21 protein-coding genes are annotated in these 22045 nt (G+C 34.2%); 8 read left to right on the top strand and 13 right to left on the bottom strand.

The features are described from left to right. Positions 1-65: 65 nt before the first annotated feature. Together frr and pyrH are read right to left on the bottom strand one after the other, a co-directional pair. Positions 66-629: a ribosome recycling factor gene (gene frr / locus Q9Q97_RS00425; protein WP_125717836.1), complete on the bottom strand. Its 564-nt coding sequence runs from the start codon at positions 627-629 to the stop codon at positions 66-68. Positions 630-787: 158 nt separating this feature from the next. After that, positions 788-1495 (bottom strand): UMP kinase, encoded by a 708-nt coding sequence (gene pyrH / locus Q9Q97_RS00420; RefSeq protein ID WP_306153317.1) that lies wholly within the window; start codon positions 1493-1495, stop codon positions 788-790. 193 nt (positions 1496-1688) lie between these two features. On the opposite strand from pyrH, the gene Q9Q97_RS00415 reads away from it, so the two are divergent. Beyond that, complete coding sequence (locus tag Q9Q97_RS00415; protein WP_306153315.1) at positions 1689-2306, top strand: thioredoxin family protein; 618 nt, start codon at positions 1689-1691, stop codon at positions 2304-2306. A 343-nt stretch (positions 2307-2649) separates the two neighbouring features. Here the strand turns inward: Q9Q97_RS00415 and truB are convergent, their stop codons facing one another. The 7 genes from truB to Q9Q97_RS00380 form a co-directional block, all read right to left on the bottom strand. Continuing rightward, positions 2650-3339, bottom strand: a complete 690-nt coding sequence (gene truB / locus Q9Q97_RS00410; RefSeq protein WP_306153313.1) for a tRNA pseudouridine(55) synthase TruB — start codon at positions 3337-3339, stop codon at positions 2650-2652. Beyond that, a complete protein-coding gene (locus Q9Q97_RS00405) occupies positions 3339-4136 on the bottom strand; it encodes an undecaprenyl-diphosphate phosphatase (RefSeq protein WP_306153311.1) in 798 nt (265 codons plus the stop codon). The genes truB and Q9Q97_RS00405 overlap by 1 nt, the downstream gene beginning before the upstream one ends. 82 nt (positions 4137-4218) lie before the next feature. Then, positions 4219-4470 carry a DUF3098 domain-containing protein gene (locus Q9Q97_RS00400; RefSeq protein ID WP_306153309.1) on the bottom strand — a complete coding sequence of 84 codons (252 nt, stop codon included), beginning with the start codon at positions 4468-4470 and terminating at the stop codon, positions 4219-4221. Between the two features lie 107 nt (positions 4471-4577). Then, on the bottom strand, positions 4578-5453 hold the full coding sequence (locus tag Q9Q97_RS00395; protein ID WP_306153307.1) for an ABC transporter permease: 876 nt from the start codon (positions 5451-5453) through the stop codon (positions 4578-4580). A gap of 420 nt (positions 5454-5873) precedes the next feature. Further along, entirely contained in the window at positions 5874-6461 is a 588-nt protein-coding gene (locus tag Q9Q97_RS00390) for a molybdopterin-dependent oxidoreductase (RefSeq protein ID WP_306153305.1), read from the bottom strand. Positions 6462-6472: 11 nt separating this feature from the next. Next, positions 6473-9025 (bottom strand): TonB-dependent receptor, encoded by a 2553-nt coding sequence (locus Q9Q97_RS00385; protein ID WP_306153303.1) that lies wholly within the window; start codon positions 9023-9025, stop codon positions 6473-6475. 299 nt (positions 9026-9324) lie between these two features. Then, on the bottom strand, positions 9325-9672 hold the full coding sequence (locus Q9Q97_RS00380) for a winged helix-turn-helix domain-containing protein (RefSeq protein WP_306153302.1): 348 nt from the start codon (positions 9670-9672) through the stop codon (positions 9325-9327). A gap of 205 nt (positions 9673-9877) precedes the next feature. Here Q9Q97_RS00380 and leuS point away from each other — a divergent pair, with 205 nt between their 5' ends. The 4 genes from leuS to Q9Q97_RS00360 all read left to right on the top strand — a co-directional run bounded on the left by leuS (position 9878) and on the right by Q9Q97_RS00360 (position 15286). After that, positions 9878-12742, top strand: a complete 2865-nt coding sequence (gene leuS / locus Q9Q97_RS00375; RefSeq protein ID WP_306153299.1) for a leucine--tRNA ligase — start codon at positions 9878-9880, stop codon at positions 12740-12742. Between the two features lie 637 nt (positions 12743-13379). Further along, positions 13380-14228 carry an alpha/beta fold hydrolase gene (locus tag Q9Q97_RS00370; protein ID WP_306153297.1) on the top strand — a complete coding sequence of 283 codons (849 nt, stop codon included), beginning with the start codon at positions 13380-13382 and terminating at the stop codon, positions 14226-14228. Between the two features lies 1 nt (position 14229). Next, positions 14230-14703: an RNA polymerase sigma factor gene (locus Q9Q97_RS00365; protein ID WP_306153295.1), complete on the top strand. Its 474-nt coding sequence runs from the start codon at positions 14230-14232 to the stop codon at positions 14701-14703. Next, on the top strand, positions 14690-15286 hold the full coding sequence (locus tag Q9Q97_RS00360) for a hypothetical protein (RefSeq protein WP_306153293.1): 597 nt from the start codon (positions 14690-14692) through the stop codon (positions 15284-15286). The genes Q9Q97_RS00365 and Q9Q97_RS00360 overlap by 14 nt, the downstream gene beginning before the upstream one ends. Before the next feature lie 66 nt (positions 15287-15352). Here the strand turns inward: Q9Q97_RS00360 and Q9Q97_RS00355 are convergent, their stop codons facing one another. Next, the gene (locus tag Q9Q97_RS00355) at positions 15353-15754 is read right to left on the bottom strand and encodes an MmpS family transport accessory protein (RefSeq protein ID WP_306153291.1); all 402 of its coding nucleotides are present in this window, start codon (positions 15752-15754) and stop codon (positions 15353-15355) included. Between the two features lie 167 nt (positions 15755-15921). Between Q9Q97_RS00355 and Q9Q97_RS00350 the strand changes: the two genes are divergently transcribed. The 3 genes from Q9Q97_RS00350 to Q9Q97_RS00340 all read left to right on the top strand — a co-directional run bounded on the left by Q9Q97_RS00350 (position 15922) and on the right by Q9Q97_RS00340 (position 19343). Then, the gene (locus tag Q9Q97_RS00350; RefSeq protein ID WP_306153289.1) at positions 15922-17934 is read left to right on the top strand and encodes a sensor histidine kinase; all 2013 of its coding nucleotides are present in this window, start codon (positions 15922-15924) and stop codon (positions 17932-17934) included. Then, complete coding sequence (locus Q9Q97_RS00345) at positions 17924-18553, top strand: response regulator transcription factor (protein WP_306153287.1); 630 nt, start codon at positions 17924-17926, stop codon at positions 18551-18553. The genes Q9Q97_RS00350 and Q9Q97_RS00345 overlap by 11 nt, the downstream gene beginning before the upstream one ends. A 103-nt stretch (positions 18554-18656) precedes the next feature. Next, positions 18657-19343 carry a zinc metallopeptidase gene (locus Q9Q97_RS00340; protein ID WP_095928287.1) on the top strand — a complete coding sequence of 229 codons (687 nt, stop codon included), beginning with the start codon at positions 18657-18659 and terminating at the stop codon, positions 19341-19343. 218 nt (positions 19344-19561) lie between these two features. Here Q9Q97_RS00340 and Q9Q97_RS00335 read toward each other — a convergent pair whose 3' ends face one another. The 3 genes from Q9Q97_RS00335 to Q9Q97_RS00325 all read right to left on the bottom strand — a co-directional run bounded on the left by Q9Q97_RS00335 (position 19562) and on the right by Q9Q97_RS00325 (position 21960). Next, positions 19562-20032, bottom strand: a complete 471-nt coding sequence (locus Q9Q97_RS00335) for an Lrp/AsnC family transcriptional regulator (protein ID WP_008465121.1) — start codon at positions 20030-20032, stop codon at positions 19562-19564. Between the two features lie 492 nt (positions 20033-20524). Next, complete coding sequence (locus Q9Q97_RS00330; protein ID WP_111365823.1) at positions 20525-21274, bottom strand: uroporphyrinogen-III synthase; 750 nt, start codon at positions 21272-21274, stop codon at positions 20525-20527. Between the two features lie 14 nt (positions 21275-21288). Further along, positions 21289-21960, bottom strand: coding sequence for a DUF4271 domain-containing protein (locus Q9Q97_RS00325; protein WP_306153284.1), 672 nt, complete (start codon positions 21958-21960; stop codon positions 21289-21291). Positions 21961-22045 lie beyond the last annotated feature (85 nt).

Genomic DNA, 22045 nt, shown 5'->3' with positions numbered 1-22045 from the left:
TAACAATAAAAAAATCCGTCTGATGCAATTCACCAGACGGATTTTCTATTTTATCGCAAAACTAATTACACTTTCATGATTTCAGCTTCTTTTAAAGCCAATAATTCATCAATTTTTTTAATGTAAGCGTTTGTCAAGTTTTGAACTTCTTCTTCTGCAGATTTGCAGATATCTTCAGAAGTTCCTTCTTTTTCTAATTTTTTAATATCAGTATTAGCATCTTTACGAGAGTTACGAATACCAATTTTAGCATCTTCAGCTTCAGATTTTGCTTGTTTTGCCAAATCACGACGGCGCTCTTCTGTCAAAGGCGGTACGCTGATGATGATAACGTCTCCGTTATTCATTGGGTTAAAACCAATGTTAGCAATCAAAATAGCTTTTTCAATAACAGACAGCATATTTTTTTCAAATGGCTGTAATGTAATTGTTCTCGCATCTGGAACGCTAATTTTAGATACTTGAGAAAGCGGTGTTGCAGATCCGTAATAATCAACAAAAACACCTCCAAGCATAGCCGGAGAAGCTTTTCCTGCACGAATATTAAGAAATTCTTTCTCTAAGTGTGCAATAGTACCGTTCATAGATTCCTCAGTACTTTCTAAAATAAAGTCTATTTCTTCAGTCATTTTTTTAAATTTTAGATTTTAGATGTATGATTTTAGATTTAAAATAAATGCATCTAAAATTTACTAACTAATATAATTTAATTTTTAAGATTGCTTTTTAATAATTATAGAAAATCAGAAAGTTCTAACTTGTCTAAAATTCTAATAATCTAAGCAACCTAGATATTTACTACAGTTCCGATGTTTTGGCCTTCGCAGATTTTCAAAAGGTTTCCGATTTTATTCATATCAAAAACAACAATTGGCAATTTGTTTTCCTGGCTCAAAGTAAATGCAGTAGTGTCCATCACATTTAATCCTTTTTTAAGAACATCATCAAAAGTGATATAGTCAAATTTCACTGCAGAAGCATTTTTTTCTGGATCAGAATCGTACACACCATCAACGCGAGTTCCTTTTAGGATAACATCAGCATTGATTTCGATACCTCTTAAAACGGCAGCAGTATCAGTTGTAAAATATGGATTTCCAGTTCCAGCACCAAAAATTACAATTCTGCCTTTTTCAAGGTGGCGATCTGCTCTTCTTTTAATGTATGGTTCTGCAATAGATTCCATTTTCAAAGCTGTTTGCAAACGTGTTTTCATTCCTTTATCTTCAAGAGCGCCTTGCAAAGCCATTCCGTTAATAACAGTTGCAAGCATTCCCATGTAATCTCCTTGCACTCTGTCCATTCCTGAGCTTGCACCGGCAACGCCTCTAAAAATATTTCCTCCTCCAATAACAATAGCAATTTCTACTCCTTTGTCGTGAATCTGCTTGATTTCATCTGCATATTCGCCTAATCTTTTTGGGTCTATACCGTATTGTAAATCACCCATTAAGGCCTCGCCGCTAAGTTTTAGAAGAATTCTTTTATATTTCATGTGTGTGTTGCGTTAATTTGTGCAAATATAGACATATTCTGATTTTTAAAAATAATGTTTGCAAAAAATTAATTAGTACCTCAATTTTAGATTTAAAACGGCTTTACAGTTGTTTCATTTTAAATGTGACAAATGTCATTTCTCGGTGTTTCGAAAATTTGTATTTTTATTGTATCCTAAAAAATAAAATAATATGAAAAGCATCGTAGCCAAAGCATTATTCAATAGTCATTCTTATGCTGAATACAGAAAAATAGTAACCGATTTGCTGACTGAAGGAAAATCGACGGGAAACGAGCAATCGGAAAGTCTTACCAATTATTCCAAATTGAATGAAGCCCGAATGAATAGGCTCGAGAAAACGATCACTATTTCAGAAGCTATAGCAGATAAACTTCAACACTTAGATAATCATTATATTTGGCTGGTACTTTCAGAAGGCTGGTGTGGAGATGCAGCGCAGATACTTCCAATTTTAAATAAAATGGCTTTGGCTTCTAATAAAAAAATCGATTTGAGAATTGCTTTGCGCGATGAAAACGAGGATTTAATGAGCCATTATTTAACGAATGGCGGAAGAGCAATTCCGAAAGTAATTATTATTTGCAAAGAAGCGGGAATTGTGCGTGCCGATTGGGGACCAAGACCCAAAGGTGCAGCCGAATTAATGGCAAAACACAAAAGAGAGGTTGGCCCTATAGACGAAAAAATAAAGACAGATCTACAATTATGGTACTTAGCAGATAAAGGAATTTCGGTTCAAGAAGAATTGGTCGAAATTATGGAGAATATCAAATATAATAGGCTTTAAGAGGTTAATGTGTTGATAAGCAGAATATTTGGTTAATAAAATTGTCTTAAACTATTTTTAATTTATAAGAAATTTTGTAACTTAGTAAAACTAATCCCACATCTATTATAACTTTCAGATTTACTCTTTTTATTGGTGTTATTTAATTTTTATCTATTAACTATTAAAAAAATACACTATTATGAAAAAGTTATTCGAAAGATTTTATGATTTCTTTTCTACATTTTTATTTGGAGGGAAGAATGTGCCTCACTATTAAATGAGATAAGTATGAAGTAATAATACTTATTTTAGGAGCTTGGCACATTACTTTTCAAATAAATGTAATGTGCTTTTTTATTTATTACTTAAAGCTTTCTTCAAACAAAGTAATATCGATCGCATTTTTTACATCGTAATCGCCAATTTTTGTTCGGCGCAAAACGGTTAAATGCGAACCAGAATTCATTGCTTTTCCAAAATCGTAAGCTAGAGAGCGAATGTAAGTTCCTTTAGAACAAACCACTCTAAAATCTACTTCTGGCAATGCAATTCTCGTAATTTCAAATTCGTGAATCGTAGTTTTTCTGCTTTCAATTTCGATAGATTCTCCTGCGCGTGCATGCTCGTACAAACGAACGCCATCTTTTTTGATAGCCGAAAAAATAGGCGGTTTCTGGTCGATTTCGCCCAAAAATTGTTTTACGGTTTCATGAATCAGCGCTTCGTCAATATGTGCTGTTGGGAAAGTCTGATCGATTTCGGTTTCTAAATCGTATGATGGAGTAGTGGCTCCAATGTAAAAAGTTCCCGTATATTCTTTTGCCTGACCTTGAAGTTCTGAAATTCTTTTGGTGAATTTTCCGGTACAGATCAATAACAAACCTGTAGCCAAAGGATCTAAAGTTCCGGCGTGGCCAATTTTGAATTTTTTTGGAAGCCCAACTTTATTGATCAAAAGGTATTTTAATTTATTGACAGCCTGAAATGAACTCCATTTTAAAGGTTTGTCAATCAATAAAACCTGGCCTTCTAAATATTCTTCGGGTGTCATTATATGATGGTAAGCGGATGAATGAAAAAGTGAATCAATAATAAAATGATTCCAGCGATAATTCGGTAATAACCAAAAACTTTAAAACCGTTTTTAGTCAAAAAGCCGATAAAAGTTTTGATAGCTAAAAGCGCTACAGCAAAAGCAACAATGTTTCCGATAACCAGCATGTTTACCTGATCGTGCGAAAGTTCAAATCCAGCTTTATAATAATCGTAACATTTTTTTGCAGTTGCGCCCAACATAGTTGGAACAGCTAAGAAAAATGAAAATTCTGCAGCAGAAGTTCTGGTTAGCTTTTGTGCCATACCTCCAACAATACTTGCACCGCTTCGAGAAACTCCAGGAATCATAGCAAGACATTGAAATAATCCAATTTTAAAAGCTTTGGCATAAGTAATTTCGGTAGAAACTTCTGGATCGTTTGGTTTGTTAAACCATTCGTCTACTTTTAATAAAATTACACCTCCAATTAAAAGTGAAATTGCCACGGTTACTGGGTTTTCTAATAAGCCATCAATAAAATCGCTTAATAATAATCCTAAAACAACGGCTGGTATAAAAGCAACTAAAAGTTTAAAATAGAAATCAAAAGTTTGAAAGAAACGTTTGAAGTATAAAATCACAACCGAAAGTATCGCGCCAAGCTGAATTACAATGGTAAAAAGTTTAGTAAAATCGTCATGCGCAATTCCGAAAAAAGAAGACGCAATAATCATGTGACCTGTTGAAGAAACAGGCAAAAACTCTGTAATTCCTTCAATAATGGCAAGAACAATAGCTTGTAATGTGTTCATTTAAAATTTTAGATTTTAGATTTTGGATTTTAGATTGTTCTTTCGCTACGCTCAAGTTTTCAATTAAAATCTTAAAACTGATTTATTTTGATTTTTTGAATATAGAATAAATCGTGATTCCGAAACCGATTAAAACAGTTGTTGGCGCTAAACGAATACGTCTAAAGCTGAAAATATCCTCATTAAAAACATTTGGATCTGTACTTCCTCCACCAGACATTAAGATAAATCCAAGTGCTATAACCGCAATTCCGATTAATAAGATTTTATAATTAATGCTGTCAAAAAGAAATTCTTGTTTTGGCTGCTGTTCTGCGTTATTGTTGTTTTTCATTTTTATATATTTTGTAAACCCTGAAGCGTAGCCGAAGGGCATTTTTTTAATTGTAACCCTGAGCGGAGTCGAAGGGCAATCTAAAATCTAAAATCAGAAATCTAAAATTAATAAAGATCGTCAGTTCTTAAATTTAAGAAACGTTGTGTTGCAAAATGCGTGCTTACCCAAGTAATTAAAACTCCTAATCCGAAAACCGCAACTAGAACCAAACCAGTTAAAGCTTTGTCTTCTAGAATTCCTAAACCTGGGAAATTAGTGTCTACATAAATTAAAAGTGCGATTAAAGCAATAATAGCAAGACCTGCGCCCAGCATTCCAAGTTTTACGCTTCGCATTACAAACGGTTTACGAATAAATGCTTTTGTTGCTCCAACCATCTGCATGGTTTTAATAATAAAACGGTTAGAATGTATAGATAAACGAAGTGAACTGTTGATTAATAAAACGGCGATTACAGTCAAGAAACCACTGATAATCAAAATCCACATACTTACTTTTCTGATGTTATCATTGACAAGATTTACCAATTGTTTGTCATAAACAATGTCTGAAATCATAGTGTTTTGACGAAGACGGCTTTCGATTTTGGCGATGCTGTCTCTCTCTACATAATCTGCTTTTAAGTGAATATCGTATGAATTCAATAATGGGTTTTCTCCCAAAAAGGTTAAGAAATCCTCTCCAATAATGTCAGTGTGTTCTTTTGCTGCTTTTTCTTTGGTTACATAAACAAAAGATTTCGCAAAAGGCGCCCTTTTAAGTTCAGTATTAAAAGCTTTGATGATACTGTCGTTTGCTTCATTTTTAAAGAAAACTGTCATGGCGATTTTTTCTTTAAAATCGTCAGCTAGCTGTTTAGAATTAATAATGAATAATCCCAGTACTCCCAAAAGGAATAAAACCAAGAATACACTTAATACTACCGAAAAATAAGAGGAAATTAACCTGCGCTTTTGAAATTTATCAAAGTTAGAACTCATAGTCTGCTTAAATTATGTGGTAAAAATAGTAAACAATTTTTTTATTTAGGTTAATAACGTTCAAAGTTTTGACTTTATTAGCATAAATATACAATAACAGATTGAGATTTTTTCCGCTTAAGTTTTTTTTAACCGCAAAGGGCGGAAAGATTTTGTTCTAAGTCTTAAGAAAAAATCTCGCAAAGTCGCAAAGACGCAAAGTTTGATTAATCTTTGCGACTTTGCGTCTTTGCGAGCAAATTTTATGTTCTTTTCAAAACATAGCCCACGGTTTCAACCGTGGGAGACGTATTGTGAATTCTATCAAACGTATCGTGAATTCGTTGTGTACCCACGGTTGAAACCGTGGGCTATGTTCAAATCTTTGTCTTTTTGTCTCTTTGTCCCTCTGTTTCTCTGTCTCTCTGTCTCTTTACGTCTTTATCGAACCTTAAAAACTTCGATACTTTTTAGCCAATAAACATGCCTTGGTCCGGTGCTGATATCATTTTTAGAAATCAAAATCATGTCTCCATTTTTAACTGGTTTGCCATTTTCTTCAAAAAGAACAAAAACATTTTCTCCGGTCGGATTATTAAAAAGTTCTGCCCATGAAAATGTTGCTTTATAATCGTCTGAAGCTCTTGCTACGATATAGAAGTTTCGGTCTTTGTGATCGGTTTGTTTGATTTTGGCTTTTTCTAAAATATCTTTTAAGAGAACACCTTTACAAACTTTGACTTCCCTTTTAAGAACACCATTTTTTCCAGTTATCTTAAGATTATCAATCGTCACGACTTTCATTTTCTGAAGAGAATCGACACTTAATTGCAGCGGAAATTCAACTTCGCCTTTTACATCAATTTGATGATTGACCAATTTCAAACTGTCCTCTGCCGAAAGTGCGTGATGATGTTCTTCTTTTGGAACAACTTTTTCTACAACAACTTTTTCTTCTTTTTTAGAAGAATTGCACATCGTGAAAGTTAGAATGATAAACGGAATTAAAACGAAGATTTTTGTTTTCATAAATATGATTTTTAAAGTTTTTTGGTCTCCCAAACCAATGATAAATAATATAATCCGCCAATTGATGGTCCGCCAAGAATTGAAGAGTAAGGCTTATTAAGAATATTTGTTCCGCCTAATTTTGTTGAAATACCTTTTTTGAAACTGTAATTTAGCTGAGCGTCCATTGACCAATAGGCAGGAACCGTTCCGCTGACTAAAAAAGAAACATAATCAAAGTTGTTCTGATAACGCGCCGTAACACTTGCGCCCAGATTTTTCCAGATATTTTGAGCGATCAGCGTTCCGTTTGCATTAAATTCAGGCGTATTGAAACCGTCTTCCAATCCGTCTTTGTCATCTGTTCTGTCCAATTTTGTGTAAGTTAAATTGGTTAAAGCGGTAAACATTTCATCAATACGATATCTCAAACCAAAACTTCCTCCGTAATTGTAAATTTTACTTTTCGAATTCGTCCATAAACGATAACGGTTTTGAGTGTTTTTTGAATATAAAGCAGTCGGAATCAAATTTGGATCGGTAGTATTGGGAATGCTGGCTTCGACTTGCGCGATAAAATTTTTATACGAATTGTAATAGAAATCAGCATCAATAAAAAGACTTTGGTTTAAAGCAATTCCTCTAAAACCAATTTCAAAAGATTTAACAAATTCAGGTTGCAGATAAGTGTACGGATTTTTCTGAATCGTGTTTTTGTTTTTTTCAATGGCCTGCGCCTGAGTCAAACCAAGCGTATTAACGTCGCTGTTTACTTGTGCTTGAAATTTATCAATAGAAGCTTTAGTATAGGAATTTTCAAAAATACCATCAGACATAATTCTCAAACCTCCAACACGTTTTACACCGCCCGAATTTACATTAGAAAATCCTTCAAAAATACTCGGAAAACGATAACCATTTTGATAAGATGCTCTAAAACTCAAACTTTGTTTTGGGGAATAAACCGCTGTAAACTGCGGCGTAAATTTCGCATCAAAATAATCAGCTTTGTCCATTCTTAAAGTGGCTCCCAAACGTAATTTGCTTTCGAATAAATCTTTGGTTAACTGCGTAAAACCTCCGAATTTCTGATACGTTAAATTTCCGCCGTCATTTTTTGGATTGATAAAATAATTTCCGTCGGGTACAATAATGTAATTTCTATAATCTAGACCGCTCAGCAATTTAGCATCGATTTTTTCGAAGAAATTAGAAAAAGCTTTGTCCCAATTAAACAAACCTTCGCCATGAACCAAAGTCGATTTCACGCGTAAAGCGGCACCAATATCCCAATTATTGATGTTGATTAATTCGTTTTTCTTCGCTTCATAAGCTTCCGTTCCAGGTTCAAAACGGCCTTGATCAGAAGCTGTTCTGGCAATATGATGCGCATCGGCAACAGCCGAACCATTATTGATAGCATTGTTGTAAGCCGTTGTGTAATCCTTAAACCATTGATCGTCTGACTTAAAAGCGCGATCCATATTTTCGGCAAGTGAACGTAAATTGAATGAGTTTCCCGTATTTTCAGTTGTAGCATAGGCTTTTACCTGAAAAACTGGAGTATGATAATCAGCCGCAAATTGATTTAAAGTATAATTGTCTAATGTAAATCGGTTCGAACGCTGATAAATAGTATTAATTAAAGCGGTTTTATAGGTTAAAGCGAGTTCGTTATCTTTTTTTGGACGAAAAAATAATCCGAAATCAGCCTTGTAATTGTTGATATTGTAATCTGAAATATCCGTTTCGCGATATCCCGTTCTGGCAACGACATAATTTTTCCCGTTCAGATTTAAGGTTTTTCGGTTTGCCGATTCATTTCCGTAACCGTTGACTTCGTCATAAGCGGGATTATCAGCTCCGAATAAATTGGTTGAAGTATTGGCGTTTGGAGCCAAATCGGTTCGGTCGTCTGCAACCCAATCTGTTCCTCCGGTTGTGGAAGCATTTATTTTGAAAGCCCATTTTTCGTTAAAAGCTTTTGCCAATCTCAAATTAAACTGTGAATATACTTTCGGTGAAAACCGATCCACATTTCCAACATGATTCACGCCTGTTAATTGCTGAATGCTAATTCCCTGATGTTCAAAAGGATTTTTGGTTTGAATATTCGCCAAACCATTAATCGCATTCATTCCGTACAAAGCGGCAGCCGTTCCCGGAATAATTTCGATTTTATCTATATCCAAATCATTTGCGCCCAAAGCGTTTGCAATTGGCGCACCCAAATGTGGCGCCTGATTGTCGATTCCGTCAACCAATTGTGCAAAACGAACGTTGGTTGAATTGGCAAAACCTCTCGTATTGATCACTTTAAAACCTAAACTTGGCGTAATAATCTGTACGCCTTTTACATTTTCTAAAGCTTCATAAATACTTGGCGAACCCATTTTTTTGGCTTCCGCCGATTTTAACTGTTCAATGGTGGTGGGAGAATGCATCAATTTTTCTAAACGTCGCGACGCTGTAATTACAATTTCATTCAGTTCTTCCTTAATAGTGTCTTGCGTTTTTTTGTTTTCCGTTTGAGAAAAGCTTTTTAGGCTTATAAAAAGAAATAATAGATATAGTTTTTGGTTCATAATCTTGTTTTGTTTCAGTATGTTTTAAAATGAATACTGATGGATTTGAAAAATGGTTTTTGGTTGGTTTTTTTAAAATTGAATTTGATTGATTTTTTTAACACATAGAAACATAGATTTTTTTATTCGAAAAGGCAATTAAAAGAAACTAGTTTCTAACACATAGCTATGTGTGAAATGACGAGTCATTTTTTTATAATCTCAGTGAAAGAAAAAATCTATGTTTCTATGTGTTTAAATTTCTCCCGCAGATTTTACAGATTAAGCTGATTTATTTTTCTAAAGGCTGAATATATTTTTTAAAACTTTAAACTCTGTGTTTCTTTCAACGCAAAATCTTTAATACGTTTTTCGACTTCATAAAATACTTCAATCGCACGTTCGCCTGCCTCGGTCAATTTTGCGCCGCCGCCGCCTTTTCCACCTAAAAGTTTTTCAACTAAAGGACTTTCAGCACGCTGATTCATTTCTTCAACCAATTGCCACGCCTGACGATACGCCATTTTCATTTCTTTTGCGGCATTGGTAATTGATCCCGTTTTCCGGATATTTTCCAGAAGCCAGATTTTTCCAATTCCAAGAAACGCACCTTCAGCTTCTTCAATCCAAACACGAACTTCCACATTATATTTCTTATTTTCTGACATTTATTTCCGAATAAATAAGTACTAGAGTCTTGCAATAATACGTATTTTTACTTAATTATGAATACGTAATTTGTTATTTTATTTGTTTGTCAATGAAATAGCTTTGGAACAAACAACAATAAATGTAAATTTGCGGATTAAATTAAGCGGCAAAATAGAGAAACTCAGAACCTTTGCCTCTTAGAACCTTAGTATCTTTAAAAAAATGAAATACAATCCAAACGAAATAGAAGCCAAATGGCAGAAATATTGGGCAGAAAATCAAACTTTTGCAGCAAAGAATAACTCTGAAAAACCGAAGCATTACGTTCTCGATATGTTTCCTTATCCATCAGGAGCAGGATTACACGTGGGGCATCCGCTGGGGTATATTGCATCAGATGTGTATTCGCGTTTCAAAAGGCATCAAGGTTTCAATGTTTTGCACCCAATGGGTTATGATAGTTTCGGATTGCCAGCTGAGCAATATGCGATTCAGACAGGACAGCGTCCAGAAGATACAACTCGTGTAAATATTGATGGTGGAGTTGACAAAGAAGGAAAACAAATTGCCGGATACAGAAAACAATTAGATAAAATCGGATTCTCATTTGACTGGGCGCGTGAAGTGCGTACGTCAAATCCTGATTATTACAAACATACACAGTGGATTTTTATTCAATTATTTAATTCTTGGTATTGCAGAAAACAAGGACAGGCTTTTGATATTTCAGAGTTGGTTACTGTTTTTGAAGAATCAGGAAATGCTTTGGTTGAAGCCGTTTGCGATGACAACGTAGCGATTTTTACTGCTGACGAATGGAACTCGTATTCTGAAGAACAAAAAGAAAAAATCTTATTGCAATACAGATTGACTTATTTGGCAGAAACTGAAGTAAACTGGTGTCCGGGCTTAGGAACGGTTTTGGCAAATGACGAAATTGTAAACGGTGTTTCGGAGCGAGGAGGCTTTCCTGTTATAAGAAAAAAAATGACACAATGGAGTATGCGAATTTCTGCTTATGCCGAACGCTTGCTTGAAGGTCTAAATGATATTGATTGGAGTGAGTCAATTAAAGAATCTCAAAGAAACTGGATAGGGAAATCAGTAGGAGCGATGGTTACTTTTAAAGTGAAAAATCACGATGAAGTAATTGACGTTTTTACCACTCGTCCTGATACTATTTTCGGAGTTACTTTTATGACTTTGGCACCAGAACATGATTTGGTGGCTAAAATTACAACTCCAGAACAAAAAGCAGAAGTTGAAGCATATATCGAAAAAACATCTAAACGTTCAGAGCGTGAGCGTATGGCCGATGTAAAAACCATTTCTGGTGTTTTCACTGGAGCTTATGCAGAACATCCTTTTACAAAAGAACCAATTCCGGTTTGGATTGGAGATTATGTTTTAGCAGGTTATGGAACTGGTGCTGTAATGGCGGTTCCTTGCGGAGACGAAAGAGATTACGCTTTTGCGAATTTCTTTAAAGGTCAAAACGGAATGCAGGAAATTAAAAATATCTTCGCAAATGTTGATATTTCTGAAGCAGCTTACGGATCTAAAGACAACGTTGAAATCGCAAATTCTGATTTCTTAAACGGATTAAATTATAAAGAGGGAACTAAAAAAGCCATCGAAAAATTAGAAGAAATTGGTCAGGGAACTGGTAAAACTAATTATAGATTGCGTGATGCGGTTTTCTCTCGTCAGCGTTATTGGGGTGAACCGTTTCCAGTTTATTATGTAAACGGATTGCCAAAAATGATTGACGCACAGCATTTGCCAATTATTTTACCAGAAGTAGAGAAATACTTGCCAACTGAAGACGGTTTGCCTCCATTAGGAAACGCAGCTGTTTGGGCTTGGGACACGAAACAAAATAAAGTTGTTGATACTGATTTGGTTGACAATGTTTCGATTTTTCCTTTAGAATTAAACACAATGCCAGGTTGGGCGGGAAGTTCTTGGTATTGGATGCGTTACATGGACGCGCATAATGAAAATGAATTTGCTTCTAAAGAAGCATTGAAATATTGGGAAAATGTAGATTTATACATTGGTGGAAGCGAGCACGCTACAGGTCACTTATTGTATTCTCGTTTCTGGAACAAATTCTTAAAAGACAGAGGTTATGCTCCAACTGAAGAGCCTTTCAAAAAACTGATTAATCAGGGAATGATTTTGGGTACGACAGCTTATGTTTACAGATTGGAAGGAACAAATACTTTTGTATCTAAAAACAAAATCGGAGATCAAAATGTACAGCCAATTCGTGTGGATGTTAAGTTTGTGAATTCTTCAGATGAATTGGATATTGAAAAATTCAAAAAATGGAGAGAAGATTTCAATTCAGCTGAATTTATTTTTGACGAAAACGGAAAATACATCGTTGGCCGTGAAGTTGAAAAAATGTCGAAATCATACTATAATGTAGTAACCCCAGACGATATTTGTGCAGAATACGGAGCAGATACATTACGTTTATACGAAATGTTCTTAGGTCCGTTGGAGCAGGCAAAACCTTGGAATACGGCTGGAATTTCAGGAGTTTTTGGTTTCCTTAAAAAATTATGGAGATTGTATTTTGATGACAACGGTTTAATCGTAAACAACGACGAACCAACAAAAGATAACTTAAAATCGTTACATAAAACGATCAAAAAAGTAGCAGATGATATTGAGAATTTCTCTTTCAATACTTCGGTTTCTCAGTTTATGATTTGTGTAAATGAGTTGTCTTCTCAAAACTGTCATTCAAGAGCAATTTTAGAACCTTTAGCGATTTTGGTTTCGCCTTATGCACCTCATATCGCTGAAGAATTATGGGCAAAATTAGGACATACAACTTCTATTTCTGAAGTTCCGTTCCCAATTTTTGAAGAGAAACATTTGGTTGAAACCAATAAAGAATACCCAGTTTCTTTCAACGGAAAAATGCGTTTCACAATCGAATTGCCTTTGGATTTAACCAAAGAACAAATCGAAGAAATCGTTATGAAAGACGAAAGAACTCAAAAACAATTAGACGGTAGAACTCCAAATAAAGTGATTATCGTTCCTGGAAAGATAATTAACCTTGTGGGATAATTATTTTTAAATTCCAATATAAAAAATTCCAAATTCCAATTTTCTTGGGGTTTGGGATTTTTTTTTGTTTTTTTTTTTCGCCACGAATTCACGAATTTTTTTGCAATTAATTCGTGAATTCGTGGCGGAAAATTACCCGAATCAGTTTGGAATTAAGTCTAGTTTGTCAGTCTGAGCGGAGTCGAAGACCACGCGAGCAACTCTAATAAGATTGGCTTTTTTTTGCCACAGATTAAAAAAATTTCCACTGATTTTTTTGTTTCACGCAGATTTTAAATGATTTAAGCAGATCTAGAGATTTCAATAAATAAAAAATCATATTAAATCTGCTCTAATCTGTAGAATCTGCGTGAAAAAAAAATCGTTTCGACTTTCCTTTGTCGAGCTTCTTACGTGGTCTTCGACTCCGCTCAGACAGACAAAAAAAGCTGACAAAAAACTTTGCTTCTTAGCGCCTTCGTGGCAAAAAAAACTTGCGTCCTTTGCGAAAAACCTTTGCGCACCTTGCGGTTAAACCCCGCACCAACATTGGAATTTGGAATTTAATAATTGGAGTTTTAAAAAGTTTTGTAACATTTTAATAGTTCTCGTATCCAAAGCATGGATCCGATTATTTATAAACTTAAAAACTATTAAAATGAAAAAGTATATCATCTTAGTTATAGCATTCTTATTTTCAGCATTATGTTTAAATGTTTTTGGACAGACAAAATCATATCCGTTTGAAGTGGTTAAAACGGGAAACGGAAAAAAATCAATAATCTTCATTCCTGGTTTTGCTTCTTCTGGAGAAGTTTGGAATGAAACCAAAACTGCATTCGAGAAAAATTTTACGTGTTATACGTTAACAATGGCGGGTTTCGCAGGAGTAAAACCGCAACCGAATCCTTCATTTGAAAATTGGAAAAACGGAATTGCTAATTATATCAAAGACAATAAAATTGAAAAACCAATTGTAATCGGTCACAGTATGGGTGGCGGACTGGCACTGGCAATTGCGGCAGATTATCCAGAATTGGTTGGGAAAATTGTTGTGGTAGATGCGCTTCCTTGTCTGGCGGCTTTGAGTGATCCTTCATTTCAATCAAAAGAAAATAATGATTGTTCGGCAATGGTTACACAAATGACTGCAATGAACGAAAAGCAGTTTTATGATATGCAAAAGCAAACAATGCCGAGACTTCTGGCAGATCAGTCAAAACTGGAAATGGTTGTCGACTGGAGTGTAAAATCAGACAGAACGACTTTTGGTCAGATGTATTGCGACTTTTTCAATGTTGATTTAAGAGAAAGAATCTCAAACATAAAATGTCCTTCGCTAATTTTATTAGAGTCTTATTTTATAAATTTAAAACCTGTAATCGACGAACAATATAAAAATTTGAAAACAGCCGATTTTAAGTACGCCAATAAAGGCCTGCATTTTATTATGTATGACGATACAGCTTGGTATTTGGAGCAGTTAAACAATTTTATAAAAGCTTAAAATGGAATTCGAAGAAATATATAAAACCTATTGGGATCGAATTTTCAGGCTTTGCATGGGTTTTGTCAACGATCACAATGCCGCGCAAGATTTAACTCAGGAAACGTTTATCATTGTCTGGCAGAAACTGGAAACGTTTAGAAACGAATCGGCTATTGGGACTTGGATTTTTAGAATTGCTTCTAATAATTGTTTAAGGCAGATCGAAAAGCAAAAGCGTTTTCCAAAATCAGAGCTTCCGGTTCATCTTTCAGAAGAAAAACAACAATCAATAGAACCTCAGATTCAATTTTTGTATAAATGTATTGCTGAGCTTCCAGAAACCGACCGTATTATTATTTCATTAGAATTAGAAGAAATAAAACAAGCAGAAATTGCAACAATCGTCGGACTTTCAGAAGCTAATGTTAGAGTGAAAATTCACAGAATAAAAGAAAAACTGACTCAAAAATTTAAAGAAAATGGACAACGATAATACTATAGACTTCAAAGATTTATGGAAAAAACAAACCGTAAGTCAGCCCGATATGAAAGATTTGTTGGTACGATTAAGTAAATTTAAAAAAACGGCTTTACGCTGTTTGTGGTTGACCAATATTACGCTTTTGGCAACGAGTGCTTTTATTGCTTTTATCTGGATATATTATCAGCCACAATTTATTTCGACCAAAATAGGAATTGTGATTACCATTCTGGCTATGGTAGTTTATGTGTTTGTTTATAATAAATTATTGAACGATTACAGAAACATTGATTCTACACAAACCAATCAGGAATATTTGCAGAAATTGATTTTGATAAAAAAGAAACAGCAGTTTCTGCAAACCAAAATGATGACTTTTTACTTTCTGTTTCTCACAATCGGAATTTGTTTGTATATGTACGAATACGCCAGCAGAATGAGTGTTTTAGCCGCGAGTTTAACTTATGGAATCACTTTGTTTTGGATGCTTTTCAATTGGTTTTACCTTCGTCCGAAACAAATTAAAAAACAGCAGGATAAAATAAATGGTTTGATTGGGAAATTTGAAGAGGTTAATCGTCAATTAGAATTATAAAAAAGTAAAGCTTCGCAATTTGCGAAGCTTTTTCTTTACCAAAAACAAAAATCTAAATTCTAAATTTTATAGTGGAAAAACGTATGGAGTAAGAGATAGAACAATTATTCCGTCACTATTTGCTGTAGCAGTTAGTTCGTTTTCTAATTTTCCTCCAATATAAATTTTTCCAGTCAATGTCTGTCCAGCTACACCTCCGTATCCGCTCGCACTCAATGTTGCTCCCATAGATTTTGCTTCAGCAGTGAACTCTTTCGTCCAAGGAAGTTTTGTAATATCTTCATTTAATGCATTTCCTCCTTTTTCAAAATAAGTTGTAGAAAGAGTTCCTGTGTAGTTTCCAGTGATTTCGTATCTAACATCTCTTGAGTTGTTTGAACCTCCATTATCGTCGTTATCGCTGCTGCAAGAAACTGCTGTAAAAGCAAGGGTCAATACAATTGCTAAAGTTTTCAAAATTGATTTCATAATAAAATTCTTTAATTAAAATTCATAGTCAAACAAAATTAGTCCCTTATAAAAGAGTTATCAATACCTGATAAAATGTATTTTTTTTTACCTGATATCAGGTAAAAGCTGCTGTTTTCTTTTTGAAAGTCGTTAAGCTTTAATAACTTTGAGTAAATGCCATATTTATGAAGAAAATCTACGCCTTTTTATTTTTCTTGTTTTTCACTGCAATTTCTCATTCACAAGTAATTCTTTCCTTAGATGACGATACTGTTTATATTGACAGTATTGTTAAAATCACAAAAAACACAAAATCTGACAGTGTCAAAAGTTTGAATAGTTTCAGGTTGTCAAAGCTTTTTTTAATGACTCAGAATGCTAAAAAATCAAAGGAATATTTGGAACAGGCAAATCGATTGAAGGTTAAGTTTCCATTTTTGAAAGATGCTTCTGTTTTTTATAATGCGTACAGTTTTATAGAAAAAGGCGATTTGGAGGGTTTTGAAAAAGCTTTGCTCGAAGCCAATACGAAACTCAAAAAATATCGCAATAAAGAAGCCTATAAACTTCGTGCCGTGATACTTCAGAATTACGGTATTATGCAGCAGCGCAAGAATAACGAAAATGCCTATATGAAATTATTGGTCAATGAAGCTATTCCGATTGCTAAAAGAAGTGGCGACTACGAATTGATTAGTGCGCTTAATAAGGCTGTTGCAATTATTTTCATGAACAATGACGAGCGCGAAAAAGCTGCCGAATATCTCGATCAGGCACAGAAATATATTGAAAGTACCACTAAAAAATCGGCCACTTTAGCCGAGTCTAAAATGGAAACCTATATTATAAATGCAGAAAATTTAGTAGAACTCAAACATTTTTATGACGCTAAAGAAATTCTGGATAAAGCGTATTCGACCTTAGAGAAATATCCAGAATCCAACTTAAATGATTCGTATTTTTATTCGGAAGGAATTTATTATGCAAAACAAAACAAGCATGCCGAAGCCTTAGCCAGTTTTGATAAAGGAATTAAATCGGCTCAAAGCCATCATAATGCAATTGCCGTAAACCGATTGAAATTTGCTGAATATGAAGTGCTTTTTAAGCTTAAAAATTATGATAAAGCAAAAAGCAATTTAGAATATTTAGTAGAAAACACGCCTTTTATTGTAGACAAGAAAAACTATTATAAAGAGCTGTCGAAGGTTTATAATGCAACTAAAGAATATCCGAAAGCGTATTATTATTCTAATAAATACAACGTTATTAACGATAGTCTAAATGATGCGAAATTAAAGAACGAAATTGTTGAGCTTGAGGCCAAATATAAAAAAGCAGAAAGCGAAAAGAAAATCGGATTGCTTCAGTCTGAAAATGAAAAAGCCGTGTTGCAGGTAAACAACAATCGTTTGAATATGATGCTTTTTGCGGTGCTTTCATTTGTTTTGTTTTTAATTGTTTTGTTTTTGTGGAGCTGGAATAACTATCAGAAAAAGATCAGTTTTCAAAAAGAAGTCAATCATAAACAAGAACTCGAAGCATTAGAAAACCAGCAGAAATTATCTGTTTCAAATGCGTTGATTGAAGGAGAAGAAATTGAGCGAAAAAGAATTGCTAGAGATTTGCACGACGGACTCGGAAGTATGCTTTCTGGCCTGAAAATTCATTTGAATCTTGCTGAACGCGAAAACAATGAAAATGCTCCAAACATTAACGGAATGCTGAATGATTCGATAAAAGAGCTTCGTAATATTTCTCAGAATTTAATGCCTGAAAGTCTGATGAAACTTGGACTGGAACATGCGCTGAGAGATTTATGCGCTTCGCATTCAACAGCCGAAACTACAATTGAATTTCAGTATCTGATTAAAAAAACGACTTTGCCACAGCATTTTAAAATTATGATTTTTAGAATTATTCAGGAACTTTTAAATAATGCCTTAAAATATGCCAAAGCTTCTCAGATTCTAGTTTCGTGTTCGCAGAATAAAGATGTTTTTTTTATAACGGTTGAAGATAACGGAATCGGATTTAATGTTGAATATGCAGAAAAGAGAGACGGAATGGGCTTGCGGAATATCAAAAACCGTGTGGCTTTTTTAAACGGAAAATTAGAAATAGATTCTGTTATTGATAAAGGAACTTCGACTTACATCGAATTAAAATATAATCCAAATCATAAGTATGAAATATAAAACGGTAATAGTTGACGATCATCCGATTGTAATTTCTGGAATAGCGGGCCTATTGTCGGATTTAAATGATATAGAAATAGTAGAAAAATTCGAATCGGGAATTGCACTTTTAAACTATATAGAAGACAATAAAGTAGATTTGATTTTAATGGATATTTTTCTGCCCGTTATAAATGGGGTTGATTTGTGTAAAACAATCAAACAGAAACATCCTAAAATCGTAATTCTCGGTATGAGCAGCCAGTCTGAAAGAAGTTTGGTTATGCAGTTTATTCAGAATGGTGGAAACGGATATATTCTTAAAAATGCTTCTTTTGATGAGTTTAAAGAATGCATTTATAAAGCAATTGATGGCGAAATTGTTTTTAGCGAAGAAGTAAAAACCATAATCAGTCAGCCCTTGTCTGAAGATTTAGAGCGAATTCCAGGTTTAAGTAGGAGAGAGCGTGATATTGCTTTATTGCTTTCGCAAGGAAAATCGACTCAAGAAATTGCAGATGATTTGTTTTTAAGTTTCCTAACCGTCCAAACGCATCGTCGTAATATTCTACAAAAGTATAAAATGAAAAATGTGGCAGAATTAATTGCTTTTTTAATCAAAAACAACATGCTGAATTAAGTCAAAAGTGGTAGAAAAATGCCAAAATGACATTTTGTTAAAATGGTTCGCAATTTGCAGTTTGTTTTGTAAATTTAAAAATCAATCTAAAAACACAAAAAAAATGGGATCAGGATATTTAATTATTGCTGGAGCTATCATGTTGTTCAGCTGGCTAGTAAGCTCACAGCTGAAGAGTAAATTTGAATTGTATTCGAAATTACAGCTAAGAAACGGAATGAGCGGACGTGAAATTGCAGAGAAAATGCTGGCTGATAACGGAATTACAGATGTTCGTGTTATTTCAACACCGGGTCAGTTAACAGATCATTATAATCCATCAGATAAAACAGTAAACTTAAGCGAAGCAGTTTACAATCATAGAAATGCCGCCGCGGCAGCAGTTGCAGCACACGAATGCGGTCACGCCGTACAGCACGCAATTGGTTACGAATGGCTTACCATGCGTTCTAAATTGGTGCCGATTGTAAGCGTTGCATCCAATTATGTACAATGGATTTTAATTGCAGGAATCTTAATGATTAAAGTTTTTCCTGGATTATTATTAATCGGAATTATCATTTTTGCAGCAACGACTTTGTTTTCTGTTATTACGCTTCCAGTAGAATACGATGCGAGTAACAGAGCGTTGGCCTGGTTAGAAAACAAACACATGCTGACGCAAGAAGAGCAAGCAGGAGCAAAAGATGCTTTAAAATGGGCTGCAAGAACCTATGTAGTAGCTGCAATTGGTTCGATCGCAACGTTATTGTACTATATCTCGATTTATTCCGGAAGTAGAAGAAACTAATTAGATAATGTGCCAATTTGGTAATTAGTCAATTAGATAAATTATACAAACCCCACAGATTTCAAAATCTGTGGGGTTTTGTTTTTTTTTTATTTATTATGTCAGGCTGAGCGTAGTCGAAGCACTTCTAACAGGTTTTCAAAAATTATCTAATTATCAAATCGGCACATTGTCTAATTACACGATTATCTAATTATCAAATTGGCACATTATCTAATTTATAATTGAATCTGCCTATCAATCTGCTGATCCAGTGAAATAAAAGTTTCAGTTCTCGAAACCCCTTCAATTGCTTGGATTTTTGTATTCAAAAGTTGCATTAAATGTTCGTTATCGCGACAAATGATTTTAATTAAAACCGACCAGTTTCCTGTGGTATAATGGCATTCTAAAACTTCGGGTATTTTTCTAAGTTCTTTTACTGCTTCAGAGTTTCTGGAAGCTTTGTCCAAATAAACTCCAACAAAAGCCATGGTATTGTAACCCAAAACTTTTGGATTTACTGTAAACTTAGACCCAGAGATAACTCCAGATTGTTCCAGTTTTTTTAATCGCTGGTGAATTGCAGCGCCAGAAATTCCGATTTTATTAGCGATTTGCAAGATTGGTTTTCGGGCATCGTCCATTAGATATCGAAGGATTTCTTTGTCGATTCCGTCAATTTCAATTAAAAGGGAGTTGATTTTCATAACTTATAATTTGAAACTATTTTTTGAGATTTGGGTTTTGAATAGCAATCAAATGTAGTTAAAATGCTCAATAAATGGAAATTCGAATATTTAATAAATGAAAAATCCCAATTTTTAAATTCCAAATTCCAATTTTATGGATGGTGTGAATTTAACCGCCACGAATTCTTGAATTTTTTTTGCAATTAATTCGTGAATTGCTTCGCCTGTTCGCTATCGCTCGAGTCGTGGTGGAAAATTACCCGAATTAGTTGTGATTAATTCTAGTTTGTCAGTCTGAGCGGAGTCGAAGACCACGCTAGTAACTCTACAAAGATTGGCTATTTAGATTGCTGAGCTCCTTACGTGGTCTTCGACTCCGCTCAGACTGACAAAAAATGAGAAAAAAGCCTTGCGTTCTTTGCGGTTAAAAAAACTGCTTTAAAACAAAAATTCCAAATCCCAAGTGATTAGTTTGGAATTTGGAATTTTAAATATTGTAATTTCTTAGGTTTATTTTCCTTTGTTGGCTTCTGCAACGTATTTTTCTAAAGCCATTGTCATAGAAGGAGTTTCAGGAGTTGGAGCAAGAATATCAATTCTTAATCCGTGGTCTAAAGCCTCTTTCTGCGTTGTGCTTCCGAATACGGCAATTCTGGTATCGTTTTGTTTAAAATCTGGGAAATTTTTAAACAATGATTTAATTCCTGTTGGACTGAAAAAAGCTAAAACGTCGTAATAAACATCAGCTAAATCAGATAAATCACTCATTACAGTTCTGTAAAAAATAGCTTGTGCCCAATCTACTTTTAGACCGTTTAGGGTAACAGGAGCATCTGCATTTAATTGGTCAGATGCAGGAAGCAAAAACTTCTCGTCTTTGTACTTCTTGATTAACGGAGATAAATCTGCAAAATCTTTTGCTCCAACGTAAATTTTACGTTTTCTGTATACAACATACTTTTGAAGGTAAAACGCAACAGCCTCAGATTGACAAAAATACTTCAATCCTTCAGGAACTTTGTAACGCATTTCATCAGCCACTCTAAAAAAATGATCTACAGCATTTCGACTTGTTAAAATGATCGCAGTGTAATGATTAAGATCGATTTTTTGTAATCGAATCTCTTTTGCGCTAACCCCTTCTACATGAATAAATGGTCTGAAATCAATTTTTATTTTGTGTTTTTGTTGGAGCTCAAAGTAAGGAGAATTCTCCACTTTAGGTTCAGGCTGTGACACCAAAATTGTTTTCACTTTCATATTATAAATATTTTCTAAGCACTCCCTTTTGTTATCCAATAATAAAGAAAATAATAAGGGGCTATTTCAAGAGCGCAAAGATATAAAATAAAATAAAATAATTTGCCGATTATTACGTTTTGATACGTTTTGATCGAAATAAAGTAAGAGTATACGCTAATACACAGCGAAATACCTATGATTGCTAGCGGAATTATTTGCGGAATATTGTTGTAATAAAACAAAACAGCATTGATTGGAAGGATTAAAACGCCAATATACGTCCTGTAAGTTACTTTTTGTAGGTTAAATAGTTCTACAAATTCGTCAATGTTGAATGAAGTTGCTACAATTTTTTCGATCAAATACTTTCCTAAAATGAAATAAAGCAGAAAAGTAGCAATCTGTATAAATAGAATCCAGTCGGTCTTTTTAATGCTGCTGTCAAAAATATTCATTGCAAGAAGAATAAAAAAAGCAAACGATATGATCTGCACAAAAAATAGCCCCACAGTAAAGCTATTTTTCATGTGGCTGTTGTCTCGGTAAATTTTAGCGTATTTGTCAGAAAAAATAAGTTTACTAAATTCACTAAATCTTGTTTCGTAAGCAGATTTTGTCATGGCAACAACGGCAAAGGTCACCACAAATAAAAGTGTTGCCCAGTCTTTGTTTTCAATAATTCGAGGGTGAAGTTGTTCAATCATAGCGTTACAAAATTAGTAATTTTTTGATGCAATACTTTTATTATATATTTATTATGAATCAAATGCTATAAAAAGTTTACTTTTG

Origin of the sequence: Flavobacterium sp. DG2-3 (assembly GCF_030730925.1) — a bacterium.
In the GTDB taxonomy this organism is placed as follows: domain Bacteria; phylum Bacteroidota; class Bacteroidia; order Flavobacteriales; family Flavobacteriaceae; genus Flavobacterium.
The sequence above is the reverse complement of the archived record's forward strand: the minus strand, read 5'-3'. Positions and strand labels throughout refer to the sequence as shown.

Bases quoted from the DNA above. Each gene is read 5' to 3' on its own strand.
- Q9Q97_RS00415 (WP_306153315.1), top strand. From the start codon at position 1,689: ATGAAAAGCATCGTAGCCAAAGCATTATTCAATAGTCATTCTTATGCT.
- Q9Q97_RS00340 (WP_095928287.1), top strand. From the start codon at position 18,657: ATGGGATCAGGATATTTAATTATTGCTGGAGCTATCATGTTGTTCAGC.
- frr (WP_125717836.1), bottom strand. From the start codon at position 629: ATGACTGAAGAAATAGACTTTATTTTAGAAAGTACTGAGGAATCTATG.
- Q9Q97_RS00330 (WP_111365823.1), bottom strand. From the start codon at position 21,274: ATGAAAGTGAAAACAATTTTGGTGTCACAGCCTGAACCTAAAGTGGAG.
- Q9Q97_RS00400 (WP_306153309.1), bottom strand. From the start codon at position 4,470: ATGAAAAACAACAATAACGCAGAACAGCAGCCAAAACAAGAATTTCTT.
- Q9Q97_RS00395 (WP_306153307.1), bottom strand. From the start codon at position 5,453: ATGAGTTCTAACTTTGATAAATTTCAAAAGCGCAGGTTAATTTCCTCT.
- leuS (WP_306153299.1), top strand. From the start codon at position 9,878: ATGAAATACAATCCAAACGAAATAGAAGCCAAATGGCAGAAATATTGG.
- truB (WP_306153313.1), bottom strand. From the start codon at position 3,339: ATGACACCCGAAGAATATTTAGAAGGCCAGGTTTTATTGATTGACAAA.
- Q9Q97_RS00370 (WP_306153297.1), top strand. From the start codon at position 13,380: ATGAAAAAGTATATCATCTTAGTTATAGCATTCTTATTTTCAGCATTA.
- Q9Q97_RS00335 (WP_008465121.1), bottom strand. From the start codon at position 20,032: ATGAAAATCAACTCCCTTTTAATTGAAATTGACGGAATCGACAAAGAA.
- Q9Q97_RS00405 (WP_306153311.1), bottom strand. From the start codon at position 4,136: ATGAACACATTACAAGCTATTGTTCTTGCCATTATTGAAGGAATTACA.
- pyrH (WP_306153317.1), bottom strand. From the start codon at position 1,495: ATGAAATATAAAAGAATTCTTCTAAAACTTAGCGGCGAGGCCTTAATG.
- Q9Q97_RS00350 (WP_306153289.1), top strand. From the start codon at position 15,922: ATGAAGAAAATCTACGCCTTTTTATTTTTCTTGTTTTTCACTGCAATT.
- Q9Q97_RS00390 (WP_306153305.1), bottom strand. From the start codon at position 6,461: ATGAAAACAAAAATCTTCGTTTTAATTCCGTTTATCATTCTAACTTTC.
- Q9Q97_RS00365 (WP_306153295.1), top strand. From the start codon at position 14,230: ATGGAATTCGAAGAAATATATAAAACCTATTGGGATCGAATTTTCAGG.
- Q9Q97_RS00385 (WP_306153303.1), bottom strand. From the start codon at position 9,025: ATGAACCAAAAACTATATCTATTATTTCTTTTTATAAGCCTAAAAAGC.
- Q9Q97_RS00325 (WP_306153284.1), bottom strand. From the start codon at position 21,960: ATGATTGAACAACTTCACCCTCGAATTATTGAAAACAAAGACTGGGCA.
- Q9Q97_RS00355 (WP_306153291.1), bottom strand. From the start codon at position 15,754: ATGAAATCAATTTTGAAAACTTTAGCAATTGTATTGACCCTTGCTTTT.
- Q9Q97_RS00380 (WP_306153302.1), bottom strand. From the start codon at position 9,672: ATGTCAGAAAATAAGAAATATAATGTGGAAGTTCGTGTTTGGATTGAA.
- Q9Q97_RS00360 (WP_306153293.1), top strand. From the start codon at position 14,690: ATGGACAACGATAATACTATAGACTTCAAAGATTTATGGAAAAAACAA.
- Q9Q97_RS00345 (WP_306153287.1), top strand. From the start codon at position 17,924: ATGAAATATAAAACGGTAATAGTTGACGATCATCCGATTGTAATTTCT.